At 65.3% G+C, this 16852-nt stretch carries 14 protein-coding genes; 7 read left to right on the forward strand and 7 right to left on the reverse strand.

What is annotated here, in order from left to right; all coding sequences use genetic code 11:
• Nucleotides 1–140: 140 nt before the first annotated feature.
• Complete coding sequence (gene purM / locus QPK31_RS05580; protein WP_290421956.1) at nt 141–1184, forward strand: phosphoribosylformylglycinamidine cyclo-ligase; 1044 nt, start codon at nt 141–143, stop codon at nt 1182–1184.
• Between the two features lie 182 nt (nt 1185–1366).
• Here the strand turns inward: purM and QPK31_RS05585 are convergent, their stop codons facing one another.
• The 7 genes from QPK31_RS05585 to QPK31_RS05615 form a co-directional block, all read right to left on the reverse strand.
• Nucleotides 1367–3397, reverse strand: coding sequence for an alpha/beta fold hydrolase (locus QPK31_RS05585; RefSeq protein ID WP_290421957.1), 2031 nt, complete (start codon nt 3395–3397; stop codon nt 1367–1369).
• A gap of 10 nt (nt 3398–3407) precedes the next feature.
• Nucleotides 3408–5444 (reverse strand): S9 family peptidase, encoded by a 2037-nt coding sequence (locus QPK31_RS05590; RefSeq protein WP_290421958.1) that lies wholly within the window; start codon nt 5442–5444, stop codon nt 3408–3410.
• A gap of 94 nt (nt 5445–5538) precedes the next feature.
• The gene (locus QPK31_RS05595) at nt 5539–6753 is read right to left on the reverse strand and encodes a 6-phosphofructokinase (protein WP_290421959.1); all 1215 of its coding nucleotides are present in this window, start codon (nt 6751–6753) and stop codon (nt 5539–5541) included.
• A gap of 49 nt (nt 6754–6802) precedes the next feature.
• The gene (locus QPK31_RS05600; protein WP_290421960.1) at nt 6803–8851 is read right to left on the reverse strand and encodes a VC_2705 family sodium/solute symporter; all 2049 of its coding nucleotides are present in this window, start codon (nt 8849–8851) and stop codon (nt 6803–6805) included.
• Entirely contained in the window at nt 8848–9162 is a 315-nt protein-coding gene (locus tag QPK31_RS05605; RefSeq protein WP_290421961.1) for a DUF4212 domain-containing protein, read from the reverse strand. The genes QPK31_RS05600 and QPK31_RS05605 overlap by 4 nt, the downstream gene beginning before the upstream one ends.
• Nucleotides 9152–10708: a sensor histidine kinase N-terminal domain-containing protein gene (locus QPK31_RS05610; RefSeq protein ID WP_374045781.1), complete on the reverse strand. Its 1557-nt coding sequence runs from the start codon at nt 10706–10708 to the stop codon at nt 9152–9154. Before QPK31_RS05610 ends, QPK31_RS05605 begins: the two co-directional genes overlap by 11 nt.
• Nucleotides 10709–10718: 10 nt before the next feature.
• The gene (locus QPK31_RS05615; RefSeq protein ID WP_290421962.1) at nt 10719–11441 is read right to left on the reverse strand and encodes a response regulator transcription factor; all 723 of its coding nucleotides are present in this window, start codon (nt 11439–11441) and stop codon (nt 10719–10721) included.
• A gap of 192 nt (nt 11442–11633) precedes the next feature.
• Between QPK31_RS05615 and recA the strand changes: the two genes are divergently transcribed.
• The 6 genes from recA (at nt 11634) to sucD (ending at nt 16776) form a co-directional block, all read left to right on the forward strand.
• Nucleotides 11634–12719: a recombinase RecA gene (recA, locus tag QPK31_RS05620; protein ID WP_290421963.1), complete on the forward strand. Its 1086-nt coding sequence runs from the start codon at nt 11634–11636 to the stop codon at nt 12717–12719.
• A gap of 43 nt (nt 12720–12762) precedes the next feature.
• Nucleotides 12763–13224: a recombination regulator RecX gene (recX, locus tag QPK31_RS05625; RefSeq protein WP_290421964.1), complete on the forward strand. Its 462-nt coding sequence runs from the start codon at nt 12763–12765 to the stop codon at nt 13222–13224.
• 232 nt (nt 13225–13456) lie between these two features.
• Nucleotides 13457–13816 carry a hypothetical protein gene (locus QPK31_RS05630; RefSeq protein ID WP_290421965.1) on the forward strand — a complete coding sequence of 120 codons (360 nt, stop codon included), beginning with the start codon at nt 13457–13459 and terminating at the stop codon, nt 13814–13816.
• Between the two features lie 252 nt (nt 13817–14068).
• Nucleotides 14069–14632 (forward strand): DUF2889 domain-containing protein, encoded by a 564-nt coding sequence (locus QPK31_RS05635; protein ID WP_290421966.1) that lies wholly within the window; start codon nt 14069–14071, stop codon nt 14630–14632.
• A gap of 75 nt (nt 14633–14707) precedes the next feature.
• Complete coding sequence (sucC, locus tag QPK31_RS05640; RefSeq protein ID WP_290421967.1) at nt 14708–15877, forward strand: ADP-forming succinate--CoA ligase subunit beta; 1170 nt, start codon at nt 14708–14710, stop codon at nt 15875–15877.
• A gap of 17 nt (nt 15878–15894) precedes the next feature.
• Nucleotides 15895–16776, forward strand: a complete 882-nt coding sequence (gene sucD, locus QPK31_RS05645; protein ID WP_290421968.1) for a succinate--CoA ligase subunit alpha — start codon at nt 15895–15897, stop codon at nt 16774–16776.
• Nucleotides 16777–16852 lie beyond the last annotated feature (76 nt).

Consider the following 16852-nt stretch of genomic DNA (forward strand, 5'->3'; position numbering starts at 1 on the left):
GCGAAAAGAATGGCATGTTTTTGTTGTTATCTCGGTTTAGCGGCGGTTTAGCGGTTGGGGCCAGCCCGTTTTGCTAGAATAGCGAATTGACCAGAAACAGGTCTACGCCTTCTATTTTACCGCCTCCGCTGCTAAATACCATGAGCCAACCATCTAATGTTTCTCTGTCTTACCGCGATGCCGGTGTCGATATCGACGCCGGCGATGCCCTGGTCGAAGCGATCAAACCCCTGGCCAAGCGCACCATGCGCGAAGGCGTGCTCGGCGGCATCGGCGGCTTCGGCGGTCTGTTCGAGATCAGCAAGAAGTTCAAGGAACCGGTCCTGGTCTCGGGCACCGACGGCGTCGGCACCAAGCTCAAGCTCGCCTTCGAACTGAACCGCCACGACACGGTCGGCATCGACCTGGTCGCCATGAGCGTCAACGACATCCTGGTGCAGGGCGCCGAGCCGCTGTTCTTCCTCGACTACTTCGCTTGCGGCAAACTCGACGTGGCCACCGCCACCGCCGTGGTCTCGGGCATCGCCAGGGGCTGCGAAGAATCGGGTTGCGCCCTGCTGGGCGGCGAGACGGCCGAGATGCCGGGCATGTACCCGGACGGCGAATACGACCTGGCCGGCTTCGCCGTCGGCGCGGTGGAAAAATCGCAGATCATCGACGGCAGCAAGATCGTCCCGGGCGACGTGGTGCTGGGCCTGGCTTCGTCGGGCATCCACTCGAACGGCTACTCGCTGGTGCGCAAGATCATCCAGGTGGCCCAGCCGGACCTGGAAGCCGACTTCCACGGGCGCAAGCTGGCCGACGTGCTGATGGCGCCGACCCGCCTCTACGTGAAACCGCTGCTGGCGCTGATGGCGGCGATGGAAGTGAAGGGCCTGGTGCACATCACCGGCGGCGGCCTGGTCGAGAACATCCCGCGCGTGCTGGCGGACAACCTGACCGCGGTGCTCGATGCCAAGTCGTGGACCATGCCGCCGCTGTTCCAGTGGCTGCAGCAGCATGGCGGCGTGGCGGATGCCGAGATGCACCGCGTGTTCAACTGCGGTATCGGGATGACCGTGATCGTGGCCAAGGAAAATGCGGATGCGGCCATGGCCCAGCTGCAGGCGGCCGGCGAAACCGTGTACCGCATCGGCGAAATCCGTGCGCGCGAAGAAGGCCAGGCGCAGACGGTTGTTGTGTAAGCGGTTCGTCAGCTCAGCAAAAAGGCGCCTGCGGGCGCCTTTTTTGTTAGCGCATGAAAAGGTAGGGTGGGCGCTCCGTGCCCACGCGTGAACGTTGCGCATGGTTAGCGTGCTTTGGCTATCACCATGCATGCTTCACGCGTGGGCACGGGGCGCCCACCCTACGGTATCAAACTGATCGATTATTTCACAACGCTGCCGATGTTCTTGTCCAGGAACTTCTCGACCCGGCTCCAGAAATCGACCCGGTTCGCCGGCAAGCGCCAGCCGTGCCCCTCGTCCTGGTAGGCGACCCACTCGACCTGGCTGTTGGTCGGCTTGATCGCATCCATGAACTTGCGGCCGTGGTACATCGGCACGCGGCGGTCGACGCCGCCGTAGGCCAGCAGCAGCGGCGCCTTGATGCGCGCCGCCTGCTGGATCGGCGAGGTGGCCTTCAGTTGCGCCGCATCCTTCACCTGATCGCCCACCATGTCGGGCATGCCGTACTGCTTCCACTGTTCCGTCATGTCCGAGGTAAAGCTCCAGTGGCCGTCGTAGAGCAGGTTGATGTCGGTGACACCCACCCAGCTGACGCCGCACTTGTACAGGTCGGGATCGTTCACCAGGCCCATCAGGGTGGCATAGCCGCCGTAGCTGGCGCCGGCGATGCAGATGCGCTTCGGGTCGGCGATGCCCTGGGCGATGGCCCAGCGTGCACCGTCGGCGATGTCGTCCTGCATCTTCAGGCCCCATTGCTTCCAGCCGGCGCGGAAGTGCTTGTCGCCGTAGCCTGTGCTGCCGCGGAAGTCCGGTTCCAGCACCGCGTAGCCGCGCGACGCGAGGAACTGGGTGTCCGGGTCCCAGCCCCAATTGTTGCCGTGCACATAAGGGCCGCCATGCACCAGCACCACCAGCGGCGCGTTCTTCGCGCCGTTCGCGGGCAGGGTCAACAGGGCCGGAATCTCCATGCCGTCGCGCGCGGTGTAGCGCACCGGGTCCTGGCGGCCCATGCCCGCCGGGTCGATGCCGGGATAGGCCTTGCCCACCGGGTCGAGCGCGCCGGTCTTGATGTTGTACAGGGTGTAGAAGGGCGGCTTGACGTCCGAATACGACTGCACCAGCGCCCATTCGGCGTGGTTGCCCGACGGGAAGCTCATCAGGTTGATGGTGCCGGGCAGGGCGCCGTCGAGCTGCTTCTGGGCCGCCGCCATGGCCGGATCGAGCCAGACGGTACCGGCGGCATCGGTGCGCACCCGGATGCCGAGCAGCTTGTCGCCGCTGCTGATCAGGTCACCCGCGAAATCGTAGCCGGGCGTGACCACCACCGGTTCCACGCTGCGTTTGCCCGTGGCCGGATCGACGGTGTACACGCTGGTGGTGTCGGCGTCGCCGTGGGCCGTCACGTACAGCGTGCCGTCGCTGCCGAAGCCGAGCGGGTCGAAGGCTTCCTTGCCGCCTTTGTAGGTGTCGAAGGTGCTCAGCAAGCGCCATTGGCCATTGGCGGGATCGCGGTACCAGATGGTGGTGACGCCGGCCTCGCTCGCGGTGGCCAGGCGCGGTTCGCCCTTGTGGTCGAGCATCCAGCCCTTGACCCTGGCCGGGCGCTGCACGGTCTGCACGGCGCCGGTCAGCGTGTTGAGTTTCAGCAGGTTGACGGTCTTGAGTTCGCCCGACTCGTCGTCGAAGTCGTAGCTCTCGACGTAGATGAATGCCGAATCCTGGGCGCCGCGTTCATTCATCATGTAGGTGTGCCAGGGCAGGATCCTTCGGCCGATGCGCGAACTGGTCGTGTCCTGTGCATCGCCGCGGCGCGCGGCCAGCTGGCGTAGCTGGCCGCCGTCCTTGTCGACAGCGTACAGCCCGGCCGCCAGGTACTGGCCTCCCGGTGCGACCTGGCGGTCGGTCACGTTGAAGACCAGGCGGCCGTCGTTGACCCACTCGAAGTCGAGGATGTCGACGTTGCCATAGCCGGCCACCAGCTTGGCCGACTTTTCCTTCAGGTCGATCACGACCAGGGCGTCGCGCCGCCCCGCCGCACCGGACACCGCGGCCAGGTAGCGTGCGCTCGGCGACAGCTTGGCGCCGGCCAGCACCGGGTTGGCGAAGAAGGCCTCGATCGGCGGCAGGGCGCCGGCCGGCGCCGTGGTTGCCGCGGTGGCGTGCCATGGCGCGGCGCACAGGACCAGCGCAAGGGCGCCGCCGAGCCGCCACATCAGGTTGCGTGAAAGCATGTGTTTTCCTTTAAGGTTGTGCGGGCTTGCGGCCCGCGCCGATGTTCTGGTCCAGGAATTTCTCCACCCGCGTCCAGAAATCGATGCGGTCCGCTTCCAGCGCCAGGCCGTGCCCTTCGTCCGGGTATTCCACCCATTCGACCGCGTTGTTGTGCTTCTTGACGGCGTCGCGGAACAGGGTGCCGTGGTAGAGCGGCACGCGGCGGTCGACGCCGCCGTAGGCCAGCAGCAGCGGCGCCTTGATGCGCGCCGCCTGCTGGATCGGCGAAGTGGCTTGCAACTGGGCCGCGTCGCGGACCTGGTCCCCCACCAGCACCGGCAGGCCGTATTGCAGATAGGCGTCGGACGCGTCCGATACCGCGCTCCAGTGGCCGTCGTGCAGCAGGTTGATGTCGGTGACACCCATCCAGTCGACCGCGCAGCGGTACAGGCCGGGATCCTTGACCACGCCCATCAGCGCGGCGTAGCCGCCATAGCTGCCGCCGGCAATGCAGATGCGATCGGGGTCGGCATAGCCCTGCCTGGCGGCCCAGCGCGCGCCGTCGGCGATGTCGTCCTGCATGCCCAGGCCCCATTGTTTCCAGCCGGCGCGGAAGTGGGCGTTGCCGAAACCGGTGCTGCCGCGGTACTCGGGCTCGAGCACCGCATAGCCGCGCGAAGCCAGGAACTGGGCCTGCGCCTTCCAGCCCATTTCGGTGCCGCGCACAAACGGGCCGCCATGCACCAGCATCACCAGCGGCAGGTTCTTCGGGCTGGCGCCTGCCGGCAGCGTCAGCAGGGCCGGAATCTCGCGGCCGTCGCGCGCCTTGTAGCGCACGAATTGCTGGCCACCCATCTCGGCCGGCTTGATCGCGGCGTGCGATTCGCCGACCTTGTTCAGCTTGCCGGTCTTGATATCGGCCAGCCAGAACACCGGCGGCTGCACGTCGGAATACGATTCCACCAGCATGTGCGCCGCCTGCGGATTGCGCGCCGGCGTGATCAGGTTGATGGTGTTCGGGAGTTGCTGGTCGATCTTTTCCTGCACCGCCTTCATGCCGGCATCGAACCAGACGTTGTCGCGCGCATCGGTCAGCAGGCGCACGCCCAGCAGCTTGTCCTTGTTCGCCACCAGGTGGCCCTCGAAATCGTAGCCGGGCGCGGTCAGGACCGGGGCCGGGCTGAGCTTGCCGCTGGCGGTGTCGACCGTGTAGAGCGCGCTGGTGTCGCGGCCGTTGTTGGCTTCCACGTACAGCAGGCCATCCGGGCCGAAGCCGAGCGGCGTAAAGGCGCCGTTGTCGCCCCGGAACGCCACCGCCTGGTAGAGCTGGCGCCAGCCCTGGCTGCCCGGCGCGCGGTAGTACAGGGTCAGCTTGTCGTCCTTCAGCACCGTTGCCAGGCGCGGCTCGCCGTCCTGGCCCAGCATCCACTTGCTGACCTTGCCGGGTCGCTCGACCAGTTGCGACAGTCCGGTCAGGGTATCCAGGCGCAGCAGGTTGTTGTTCACCTCGCGTCCCGCATGGTCGAACTCCGTCGACTCCACGTAGATGAATGGCGAATCCTGGCTGCCGGGCTGGGGCAGCATGAAGGTGTGCCAGGGCAGCATGCGCTTCTGCGCCAGGGTGCTGCTCTTGACCACGCCGCGGCCCGTGCGGCGCGCGGCCAGCTGGAGGAAGGCTTCGCCGTCGCGGTTGACTGCGAACAGGCCGGCCGCGAAGTGCATGTCGCCCGGGGCGACGTTGCGGTCCGTCACGTCGAAGACCAGGCGCTCGTCGTTCACCCACTGGAAGTTGTGGATATCCGAGTCGGTAAAGGCGGCCACCGTCTTGACGCTGTTGTCCTGCAGGTCGACCACCATCAGGCGCAAGGGCTTGCCCGGTGCACCCGTGCGCGCGGCCAGGTAGCGGCCGCTCGGCGAGAGCGTGGCGCCGCCGAACTCGGCGTTGCCGAAGAAAGCGGCTGCCGGCGGCGGAGACGCCTGCGCCGCGCCGGCCGGCGCAGCGGCAAGCATGCACGACAGGGCGATCCCGAGCGCCAGGCGCAAGGGAACAGAACGGAGGGGCGACAAGGCCATGATGATCCAAAGAAAGATGAAGTGGCCGGCAGCATAGCAGCGCCGACACCGCCAAAAACTATCGGATTATCACTTTCATTTAGACAAGTTAACGCCCCAGCACCTTCGGTACGCGCGCCCCGCGCAGGCGGAAGGCGTCCGGCATGCCCGAACCCAGCAGCGGCCGCAAATACAGCCGGAAGGCGTCGGTGACGTCGGTGCCGCTGTCGCTGATGAATTCGTCTTCCATGGTGCGGGTCTTGCCGGCCACCGCGTCCAGCGGCAGCAGTTCGTAGTCGACCGAATAGAAGCCGGTGCGGCGGATCGCCACCGAGCCGTCGCGCTCACCCCACATGGCGAACTGCACCGCCTTTTCGCCGACTTCGCGCGCCTCGCGTGCATCCACGTCCGACACGCAGCCGATGAAGGAGCGCTGCAGGTAGCCGAAGGTGTCGCCGCGCACGCGCTTGATGCCGAGCTTCGCCTTGATTTCGTCGCACAGCAGATCGGCCAGGGCGCCGCTGCCCGACAGTTGCACGTTGCCGTGGTCGTCGCGCTCGATCTCCTTGGCCAGCAGGGCGGCGACCGCTTCGCCCGAGGCGTCGTGGATGCCTTCCGAGACGGCGATCACGCAGCGTCCGTGGCGTTGATAGGCGGCTTTCACGTCGGCCAGGAAGCGCTCGAGTTCGAAGGTGCGCTCGGGAACGTAGATCAGGTGCGGGCCATCGTCCGGGAACTTCTTGCCCAGCGCCGAGGCAGCGGTCAGGAAGCCGGCATGGCGTCCCATCACCACGCCCACGTAGACGCCGGGCAGGGCGGCATTGTCGAGATTCGCGCCGGCAAAGGCCTGGGCCACGAAGCGCGCCGCCGAGGGAAAGCCGGGCGTGTGGTCGTTGCCGGCCAGGTCGTTGTCGATGGTCTTCGGAATGTGGATGCAGCGCAGCGGATAACCGGCCTGGCGCGCTTCCTGGCTGACGATGCGCACCGTGTCGGCCGAGTCGTTGCCGCCGATGTAGAAGAAATGTTCGATCTCGTGGGCGCGCAGGGTGTCGAAGATGCGCCCGCAGTAGGCGGCGTCGGGCTTGTCGCGCGTCGAGCCCAGCGCCGAAGAGGGCGTGGCGGCCACCAGTTCCAGGTTGTGGCTGGTTTCCTGGGTCAGGTCGAGGAAGTCCTCGTCGACGATGCCGCGCACGCCGTGCAGGGCGCCGTAGACGCGGGTGACGTTCTGGAAGCGGCGCGCTTCGAGCGCGACCCCGACCATGGTCTGGTTGATGACGGCGGTCGGCCCGCCTCCCTGTGCAACAAGAATTTTCCCTGACGACATACACACTCCTCTCAAGTGGACTGCGGAAAAAAACCTTGTGACTTTTCTTTCACTCCGGCGCGCGGATGTAGTCGACCAGCCCATTGCTGGCGCGGCCAGGCGGTGCGGTGAGCAGGCTGACGACGACGACCGCTGCGATCCCGGCCGGCACGCCGAAGATCCCGGCCGACATCGGCGCGATATCGAACCAGGCCGCATCCATCCGACCGCCCAGTATCGGGTTGGTGCGCAGCATGTAGTAGAGGCAGGTCAAGAAGCCGACGATCATGCCGGCAATCGCCCCGGCATGGTTCGCGCGTTTCCAGAACACCCCGAGCACCAGCGGCGCAAACAAAGTCGAGGCCGCCAGTGAAAACGCCGCGCCCACCAGGGACAGGATATCGGCCGGCTTTTGCGAGGCGGCATAGGCGGCGATGAAGGCAACGGCCAGCAGCAGCAGCTTCGAGATGGTCACGCGCTTTTGCGTGGAAGCGCCAGGATCGACGATCTTGTAATACACGTCGTGCGACAGGGCGTTGGAGATCGCCAGCAGCAGGCCGTCGGCGGTGGACAGGGCCGCGGCCAGGCCGCCGGCCGCCACCAGCCCCGAGATCACGTAGGGCAGGCCGCCGATTTCCGGCGTGGCCAGCACCAGCACGTCGCCGTCGATGGCAATTTCCGCCAGCTGCACCAGGCCGTCGCCATTGATGTCGGTAATGCTGATCAGCGGGTTGACCTTGTCGACATTCGCCCAATACGAAATCCAGGTCGGCAAGGAGCGGAAGTCGCTGCCGACCAGGCTCGTATAGATGTCGTACTTCGCCAGCACCGCCAGCGCCGGGATGCTCAAATAAATCAGCAGGATGAAGAACAGGGTCCAGAACACCGAGCCGCGCGCGGCGTGCACCGAGGGCGTGGTGTAGGAGCGCATCAGGATGTGGGGCAGGGCGGCGGTGCCGAACATCAGGCAGAACACCAGCGCCAGGAAATTGTTGCGGCGCGCGTTCGATTCCGCCTCGGTGGCGCCGGGGAAGGGCGCGGCGTGCGGCTGCGGCGGCTGGGCCCGCGCCAGCAGGCGGGCGCGCTGGGCACGCCACAGGGTGTCGGCGTCGTCGACGGTTTTCGGATAGGCCGCCAGGGCGCGCTCGGCATTGCGCACGTCGCCCAGCGAGGCATTGCGCAGGCGCGCGGTGTCGAGGCGGCGCTGGGCCTCCAGCCGGCCCTGTTCCCAGGAGCCCGGCAAGGCAGCCAGGCGGGCGGCATAGTCGTCGGCCTGGCGCCGGAACTGGGCGCGCACCGCTTCCTCGCGCGGGTCGGCCGCCAGTTGTTCCTCGCGCTGGGCCAGCTTCGGCAGCACCGAACCGTAGGCCACCTGCGGCAACGGGTTGTCGGCATGCTTGGCCGACAGCCACATGGTCGGAATCAGGAAGGCGACCAGGATGATGATGTACTGCGCCACCTGCGTCCAGGTGATGCCGCGCATGCCGCCCAGGAAGGAACAGACCAGGATGCTGGCCAGGCCCAGGAAAATCCCCACCGAGAAATCGACGCCGGTAAAGCGCGAAGCGATCAGGCCGACCGCGTAGATCTGCGCCACCACGTAGATGAACGAGACGATGATCGTCGCCCCGACCGCCAGCGCCCGCACCGGCCCGCCGCGTCCGCCCGCGCCGCCGCCGTAGCGCGCCGCCAGGTAGTCGGGAATCGTGTATTGGCCGAATTTACGCAGGTAGGGCGCGATCAGCAGCGCTACCAGGCAGTAGCCGCCAGTCCAGCCCATGATGTAGGCCAGGGCATCGAAGCCATACAGATACAGGCCGCCCGCCAGGCTGATGAAGCTGGCCGCCGAGATCCAGTCGGCGGCGGTGGCCATGCCGTTGAACAGGGCTGGCACGCGCCGCCCGGCCACATAGTATTCGGTGACGTTCGAGGTGCGGCTGACCACGCCGATGGTGGCGTACAGCACGATGGTGGCGAACATGAACAGGTGGCCGATCCACAAGCGCGGCATGCCTTCTTTTTCCAGCACCGTCAGGGCCAGCAGGAAGCCGGCGAAGCAGACGCAGAACCAGGCGTAGTAGCCGGACAGGCGCCGGAAATAGCGCTTGTTGGCCGTCACGCGGACTCCTCCATGGCGCGCGTGTAGGCGGCGTCGAGCTGGCGCATGCGCCAGGCGTAGAAGCCGATGATGGCCAGGCAGACCAGCGAGGCGCCTTGCGCCGCCATGTAGAACGAGAGCGGCCAGCCGAAGATCGTGATCCGCGCCAGTTCGCGCGCAAAGTACACGGTGCAAAAGCCGGTGAGCAGCCACAGTCCCATCAGGATGGCGGTCAGGCGCCGGGTGCGGCGCCAGTGCAGGGCGCGCTCGGCCAGCTGCAAGCGCTGGCGACGCAGGTCGGAGTCTTGGGAAGGCGCGGATTCAGGCGGCATCGATGGGGTCGCTGGCGGGTGGCGGGAAGGTCAGCCGGAACAGGCTGCCCGGAAATTTCTTCGAATGGCTGCGCGGGTTGTTGAAGATGTCGACCTCGGCATTGTGCTGGCCGGCGATCTCGCGCACGATGGCCAGCCCGAGGCCGCTGCCGCTGGCGCTGTTGTCCAGGATACGGTAGAAGCGCTCGAACACGTGGGCGCGCTCGGCCGGGGCGATGCCGGGGCCGGTGTCCTCGACTTCCAGCAAGGCGTGCTCGCCATCGCGGCGTACGCGCACCGTGACGCTGCCGCCGGCCGGCGTATAGCGCAGGGCATTGTCGATCAGGTTCGACAGCAGTTCGCGCAGCATCATGGCGTTGCCGGCAATGGTCACCGGTTCGTCGTGCGGCTCGTAGCCGAGGTCGATGTCGTGGGAAAACGAGGCCTGGACCCAGTCCTGCACCACGCTCACGGCCAGCGCGCCGAGCTCGATTTCCTCGAAGGCGAGGCCGGCATGCGGCTGGTTTTCCGCACGCGCCAGGGCCAGCAGCTGGTTCACCAGGCGCGTGGCCGACTCCGAGCTCTTGGCCAATTGCTCCAGCGAGCGGTGGATTTCATCGGGGTCGACCTGGCGCAGCGCCAGTTCGGACTGCATGCGCATGCCGGCCAGCGGCGTCTTCATCTGGTGGGCGGCATCGGCAATGAAACGCTTCTGCATGTCGATGGTCTGGGCCAGGCGGCCCAGCATGTCGTTGAGCGAGCCGACAAGCGGCGAAATTTCTTCCGGCACTTGCCGGGAATCGATGGGCGACAGATCGTCCGAGGAGCGCGCGCGGATGCGCTCCTGCAGCTCGGCCAGCGGCGACAGCCCGCGCGACAGGGCAAACCACACCAGGGCCAGGATCACCGGCAGGATAATGAACTGGGGCAGGATCACGCCCTTGATGATTTCGTTGGCGAGCAGGGCGCGCTTGTCCAGGGTTTCGCCGACTTGCACCAGGGCCTTGCGTGCGGCGGGCTCGTCGGCGTTGGCGGCGGCGTCGGCCTGGTGGAAAGGGTCGAGGTTCACATACAAATAGGCCACGCGCACCGGCGTGCCGTGCACGGCGTCGTTGCGGAAGTGCACCGCGCCGTCCTTGTCGCCTTCGTCATCGCGCGGGCGCGGCAGTTCGCGGTCGCCATCGATGTGGCCGCCGCCCGCATCGCGTATCTGGAAGTAGACGCTGTCGACGTCGTCGGCGCGCAGGATGTCGCGCGCGCTGCCGGGCAGGCGGGTAGCAATCGCCCCGTCCACCTCGCGCACCTGCTGGGCCAGTACCGTGACCCGGTCTTCCAACGCATGGTCGAAGGGTTGATTGGCGATCGATTTCGCCACCAGGTAAGTAATGGCGATGCTCATCGGCCACAGCAGCAGCAGGGGCGCCAGCATCCAGTCGAGGATTTCGCCGAACAGCGAATGCTGGATGCTCGCCTCGGGCTCGGGATTCGGCGGCGTGTACAGCGGCTCGTGCAACCCTGCCGGCAAGGCGCTGTCGGGCGGCACGAGGCCGGCGTCGCGGTCGTTCACGTGGGTTTATTTACTTGTGTTCGCTGGCGGCTTCGGCGCCGGCGCCGGCGCCCGAGCGTGCGGCGTCGGAATATTTTTCCAGGCAATAGCCGAGCCCGCGCACCGTGGCGATGCGCACGCCGCCGACCTCGATCTTCTTGCGCAGCCGGTGCACATAGACTTCGATGGCGTTGTTCGAGACCTCTTCTCCCCATTCGCACAGGTGGTCGACCAGCTGCTCCTTCGAGACCAGGCGGCCGGTGCGCGCCAGCAGGATTTCCAGCAGGCCCAGTTCGCGCGCCGAGAGATCGAGCATCTGCTCGTTGATGTAGGCGCTGCGCCCGACCTGGTCATAGACCAGCGGGCCGTGGCGGATGACGGCCGGGCCGCCGCCGGCGCCGCGCCGGGTCAGGGCGCGCACCCGCGCTTCCAGTTCCGACAGGGCGAAAGGCTTGGCCATGTAGTCGTCGGCGCCCAGGTCCAGGCCCTCGACGCGCTGCTCGACCGAGTCGGCGGCGGTGAGGATCAGCACCGGCAGCAGGGAAGAGCGGGCGCGCAGGCGGCGCAGCACTTCCAGGCCGGGCATGCGCGGCAGGCCGAGGTCGAGGATGAGGAGGTCGAACTCCTGGGTGGAGAGGGCGGTGTCGGCGTCGGCGCCGTTGCGCACGCAATCGATCGCGTAGCCGGATTGACGCAGGGAGCGCGTCAGCCCGTCCGCGAGTACGCTATCATCTTCTGCAAGTAGAATTCGCATGGTTGTACCCTGTTTTCGATTAAACCCCGGTGCTGCCTTCATTGTGTTTGATTTAGCGCAACAATGCGAGTTTTCTCAAACCGACATTTCATTTTTTCGCTTGCCAAAACCACTGGATTTTTATACAGTACTAGCTATTGAAACGCGCGACGGCGCCCACACCTTGGTTACCTCCAAGACTGAAAGAAAATTATGGACGACAAAAAATCCGCAGTAAATGCCTCCGAAAAAGGCAAGGCGCTGGCTGCCGCCCTCGCGCAAATCGAAAAGCAGTTCGGCAAGGGCTCGGTCATGCGCATGGACGCGAATGCACCGGTCGAAGAAGTGCAAACCGTGTCCACCGGCTCGCTGGGCCTGGACATCGCCCTCGGCGTCGGCGGCCTGCCGCGCGGCCGTATCGTGGAAATCTACGGTCCGGAGTCGTCGGGTAAAACCACGCTGACCCTGCAGACCATCGCCCAGATGCAAAAGCTCGGCGGCACTTGCGCCTTCATCGACGCCGAGCACGCGCTCGACGTCGGCTATGCGCAAAAGCTGGGCATCAAGCTCGACGAGCTGCTGATCTCGCAGCCCGACACCGGCGAACAGGCCCTGGAAATCACCGACGCCCTGGTGCGTTCGGGTTCGGTCGACCTGGTGGTCATCGACTCGGTGGCGGCACTGACCCCGCGCGCCGAGATCGAAGGCGACATGGGCGACTCGCTGCCGGGCCTGCAAGCCCGCCTGATGTCGCAGGCGCTGCGCAAGCTCACCGGCTCGATCAACCGTACCAACACCCTGGTGATCTTCATTAACCAGATCCGTATGAAGATCGGCGTCATGTTCGGCAGCCCGGAAACCACGACCGGCGGTAACGCGCTGAAGTTCTACGCCTCGGTGCGCATGGACATCCGCCGTACCGGTTCGATCAAGTCGGGCGACGAGGTGATCGGTAACGAAACCAAGGTCAAGGTCGTCAAGAACAAGATCGCGCCACCGTTCAAGGAAGCCCACTTCGACATCCTGTACGGAGAAGGCACCTCGCGCGAAGGCGAAATCCTGGATCTGGGCGCCGACAACAAGATCGTCGAGAAGTCGGGTTCCTGGTACAGCTACAACGGCGAACGCATTGGCCAGGGTAAAGATAACGCACGTCAGTTCCTGAAAGACCGTCCGGCACTGGCACGCGAAATCGAAAACAAGGTCCGCGCCGCGCTGGGCGTACGCGAACTGCCGCCGGTTGCCGCTGCGCCAGCTGGCGACGACGACAAGGCGAAGCTGAAAGCCGTGTCGGAATAAGCTTGAAGGTGTCCTACGCAGTATCGGCAACATTGGCAGCATCATGCGCGCGCCACCGCTGAGCCTGAAAGCACGGGCGCTGCGCTTCCTCTCCATGAGGGAGCACAGCCGGCTCGAGCTGGGGCGCAAGCTGGCGCGCCATGCCGAGGAGGGCGACGACGTCGAAGCCCTCCTCGATTTCCTCGAAAAGAACAACTGGCTGTCGCAGGAGCGTTTCGCTGAATCCCTGATTCACCGAAAAGCCTCCCGCTACGGCAACAGCCGGGTCGTGGCCGAGCTGCAAAGCCACGGCGTCAACGGCGAAGCCCTGGCCGAGCTCAAGTCCGAGCTGGCCTCGAGCGAAAAGGCGCGCGCCGTCGACGTCTGGCGCCGCAAGTTCGGCACCGTGGCGCAAGATGCGGCCGAGCGCAGCAAGCAGATGCGCTTCCTGATGGCGCGCGGCTTTTCCAGCGGCGCCGTGCGCGAAGCACTCAAGGGTGCGCCGGAAGACGACGACGCGTTCTGAGTCGTCGCGCTTCGGGCCATCACGTTTCACTCTCGTATGAAGCAGGCGCCAGCGCGGAGCGCCATTCGTTGATATGCGCCCGCATATTCCTCAACGACGGATGGTGCTGCGCGCTGGGGCTTGCCGGCGGCCGCCCCGTGCGGCCGGACCGCGGCGCATTGCCGCAATCGACACGGCGTCCGTCGTCCTGGCAACGGCGCGCGCCGCGACCACGCGAACAAGAAGGACAAGCATGAAAGCGCTGCTCGCACTGGCATTCACCGCCACCCTCGCTGGCTGCACCCAGCCACCCGTCACCCCCACCGGGGTCTATGTCCTCAGCACCGCCGACATGTCGGTCGTCCTCGACGTGCGTCCCGGCGGCGACTACGTCCTGCAAACCAGCGGCCCCGGCCGCAACACCGACGAAATCCGCGGCTCCTGGCGCGAAGAAACCGGGCCGGCCCTGTCGGTCTCGTTTTCCGGCATCGTCTGGCACGGCACCGAGCCCGAAGCCGGCAATGCGGTCTGGGCCGCCACCATCGACAGCGACTCCCAGATCTGCCTCGACCGCGACGGCCAGCACTGCTTCTTCCGCAACGATTTTTCCTGAGCCGCCCCACGCCCGCCCGACATCGCGGATCGGGCAGCGGCAACATTGGCAAGCTTGCCACGCTTCCCGCGATACCCCGCCCTCTAGTGTGGTCACTCAGTCATGTAACGGTGCGCCCGCCATCGGCCTGTGCTAAACTTTCACGGTTTAAGCAGCGCCGCATGAGCGGTTGTTGCCGCAGAAGCTGCGGCGACGTGCGATTCAAGCACACCGGCTGCATACATTTACCGCCGCCCTGTCGGCACCGTTTTTATGCCCTTGTCTTCTCCCGCTTCGCGCCAGCTCCGGCACACGCGCGCCATTACCGTCGAAGCGTATGCGCGCGACGATGGTCTGTGGGATCTTGACGCGCGTATCCGCGACGTCAAGGAACAAGACATCGTGCTCGCCTCCGGCACGCGTCCCGCCGGCACCGCCGTGCACGACCTGCGCCTGCGCGTCACCATCAACCGCGACCTCGAGATCGTCGACGCCGAAGCAGCGTCCGACTCGGTGCCGTACCCCGGCTACTGCGATTCCATCGGTCCCGCTTATAAAAAGCTGATCGGCATGTCGCTGGCCAAGCATTTCCGGCTGCACCTGAAAGACCGCCTTTCCGGCGTGCTCGGCTGCACCCACCTGACTGAACTGGCGCAGGTCTTGCCCACAGCGGCAATCCAGGCCTTCGCCGATGATGCGTTCGAGACGCGCAACGCCGCCAACGACGGCGACGCTGAGCGTCCTTACGAAATCGACCGCTGCCACGCGTTGCGGGCCGATGGACCCGCTGTGGCACAGTATTACCCTCGCTGGGCGATCAAGGCCGTACCGGAGTAGACTTCGCTGTCGAAGTTTTCCACGAAGTTTCTAATTAACTATCCAAATCAGTAACAGAGAAGAAGGGAAGCCAGCATGAAAATCCATGAGTATCAGGGCAAAGAAATCCTCCGGAAGTTCGGGGTGACGGTACCGCGCGGCATTCCGTGCATGTCGGTGGAAGAAGCCGTCAAGGCAGCTGAAGAGCTGGGCGGCCCGGTCTGGGTCGTCAAGGCCCAGATCCATGCTGGCGGCCGTGGCAAAGGCGGCGGCGTGAAGGTTGCCAAGTCGCTGGAGCAAGTCAAGGAATACGCAGAACAGATCATGGGCATGCAGCTGGTCACGCACCAGACCGGCCCGGAAGGCCAGAAAGTCCGCCGCCTGCTGATCGAAGAAGGCGCCGACATCAAGAAGGAACTGTACGTCTCGATGGTCACCGACCGCGTGACCCAGAAGGTCGTGCTGATGGCCTCGTCGGAAGGCGGCATGGACATCGAAGAAGTCGCCCACAGCAACCCTGAAAAAATCCACTCGATCGCGATCGACCCATCGGTCGGCCTGACCGACGCCGAAGCGGACGACATCTCGACCAAGATCGGCATCCCTGCCGAATCGCTGGCCGAAGCCCGCCAGAACCTGAAAGGCCTGTACCAGGCTTACTGGGAAACCGATTCGTCGCTGGCCGAAATCAACCCGCTGATCCTGACCGGCAACGGTAAAGTGATCGCCCTGGACGCCAAGTTCAACTTCGACGCCAACGCCCTGTTCCGCCAGCCGGAAATCCTGGCCTACCGCGACCTGGACGAAGAAGATCCAGCCGAAGTCGAAGCATCGAAGTTCGACCTGGCCTACATCTCGCTGGACGGCAACATCGGCTGCCTGGTGAACGGCGCCGGCCTGGCCATGGCCACCATGGACACCATCAAGCTGTTCGGCGGCGAGCCGGCCAACTTCCTGGACGTGGGCGGCGGTGCGACGGCTGAGAAAGTCACCGAAGCATTCAAGATCATGCTGAAGAACCCAGGCCTGAAAGCCATCCTGGTCAACATCTTCGGCGGCATCATGCGTTGCGACGTCATCGCCGAAGGCGTGATCACCGCATCGAAAGCCGTCTCGCTGAAAGTGCCGCTGGTCGTGCGCATGAAAGGCACCAACGAAGACCTGGGCAAGAAGATGCTGGCCGACTCCGGTCTGCCGATCATCGCCGCCGATACGATGGAAGACGCAGCCAAGGCCGTGGTCGCCGCTGCAGCTGGTAACGCCTAATTCGAAGGAATAAACAAATGTCGATCCTGATCAACAAAGATACTAAAGTCATCACCCAGGGTATCACCGGCAAGACCGGTCAGTTCCATACCCGCATGTGCCGCGACTACGCGAACGGCAAGGCCGCCTTCGTTGCTGGCGTGAACCCGAAGAAAGCCGGCGAAGACTTCGAAGGCATCCCGATCTACGCCAACGTGTCGGAAGCCAAAGCCGCCACCGGCGCAACCGTGTCGGTCATCTACGTCCCGCCAGCGGGCGCAGCTGCCGCCATCTGGGAAGCCGTCGAAGCCGACCTGGACCTGGCCATCTGCATTACCGAAGGCATTCCTGTCCGTGACATGATGGCCCTGAAGGACCGCATGGCCAAGGCCGGCTCGAAGACCCTGCTGCTGGGCCCGAACTGCCCAGGTCTGATCACCCCGGACGAAATCAAGATCGGCATCATGCCGGGCCACATCCACAAGAAGGGCCGCATCGGCGTCGTCTCGCGCTCGGGCACCCTGACCTATGAAGCAGTTGGCCAGCTGACCGCACTGGGCCTGGGCCAATCGTCGGCAGTCGGCATCGGCGGCGACCCGATCAACGGCCTGAAGCACATCGACATCATGAAGATGTTCAACGACGATCCTGATACCGACGCGGTCATCATGATCGGCGAAATCGGCGGTCCGGACGAAGCCAATGCCGCGCATTGGGTCAAGGACAACATGAAGAAACCAGTCGTCGGCTTCATCGCCGGTGTCACCGCTCCTCCGGGCAAGCGCATGGGCCACGCCGGCGCGCTGATCTCGGGCGGCGCCGATACCGCGCAAGCCAAGCTGGACATCATGGAAGAGTGCGGCATCAAAGCCACCAAGAACCCATCGGAAATGGCACGCCTGCTGAAGGCCATGCTGTAATACCGGACATTTCTTGTCTCGAGAAGGGAGCCTGCGGGCTCCCTTTTTTATTGCCGGTTGCGCCTGGCACGGCACG

The sequence above is a fragment of the Massilia sp. YIM B02769 genome (assembly GCF_030411995.1).
Classification (GTDB): Bacteria; Pseudomonadota; Gammaproteobacteria; order Burkholderiales; family Burkholderiaceae_D; genus Telluria.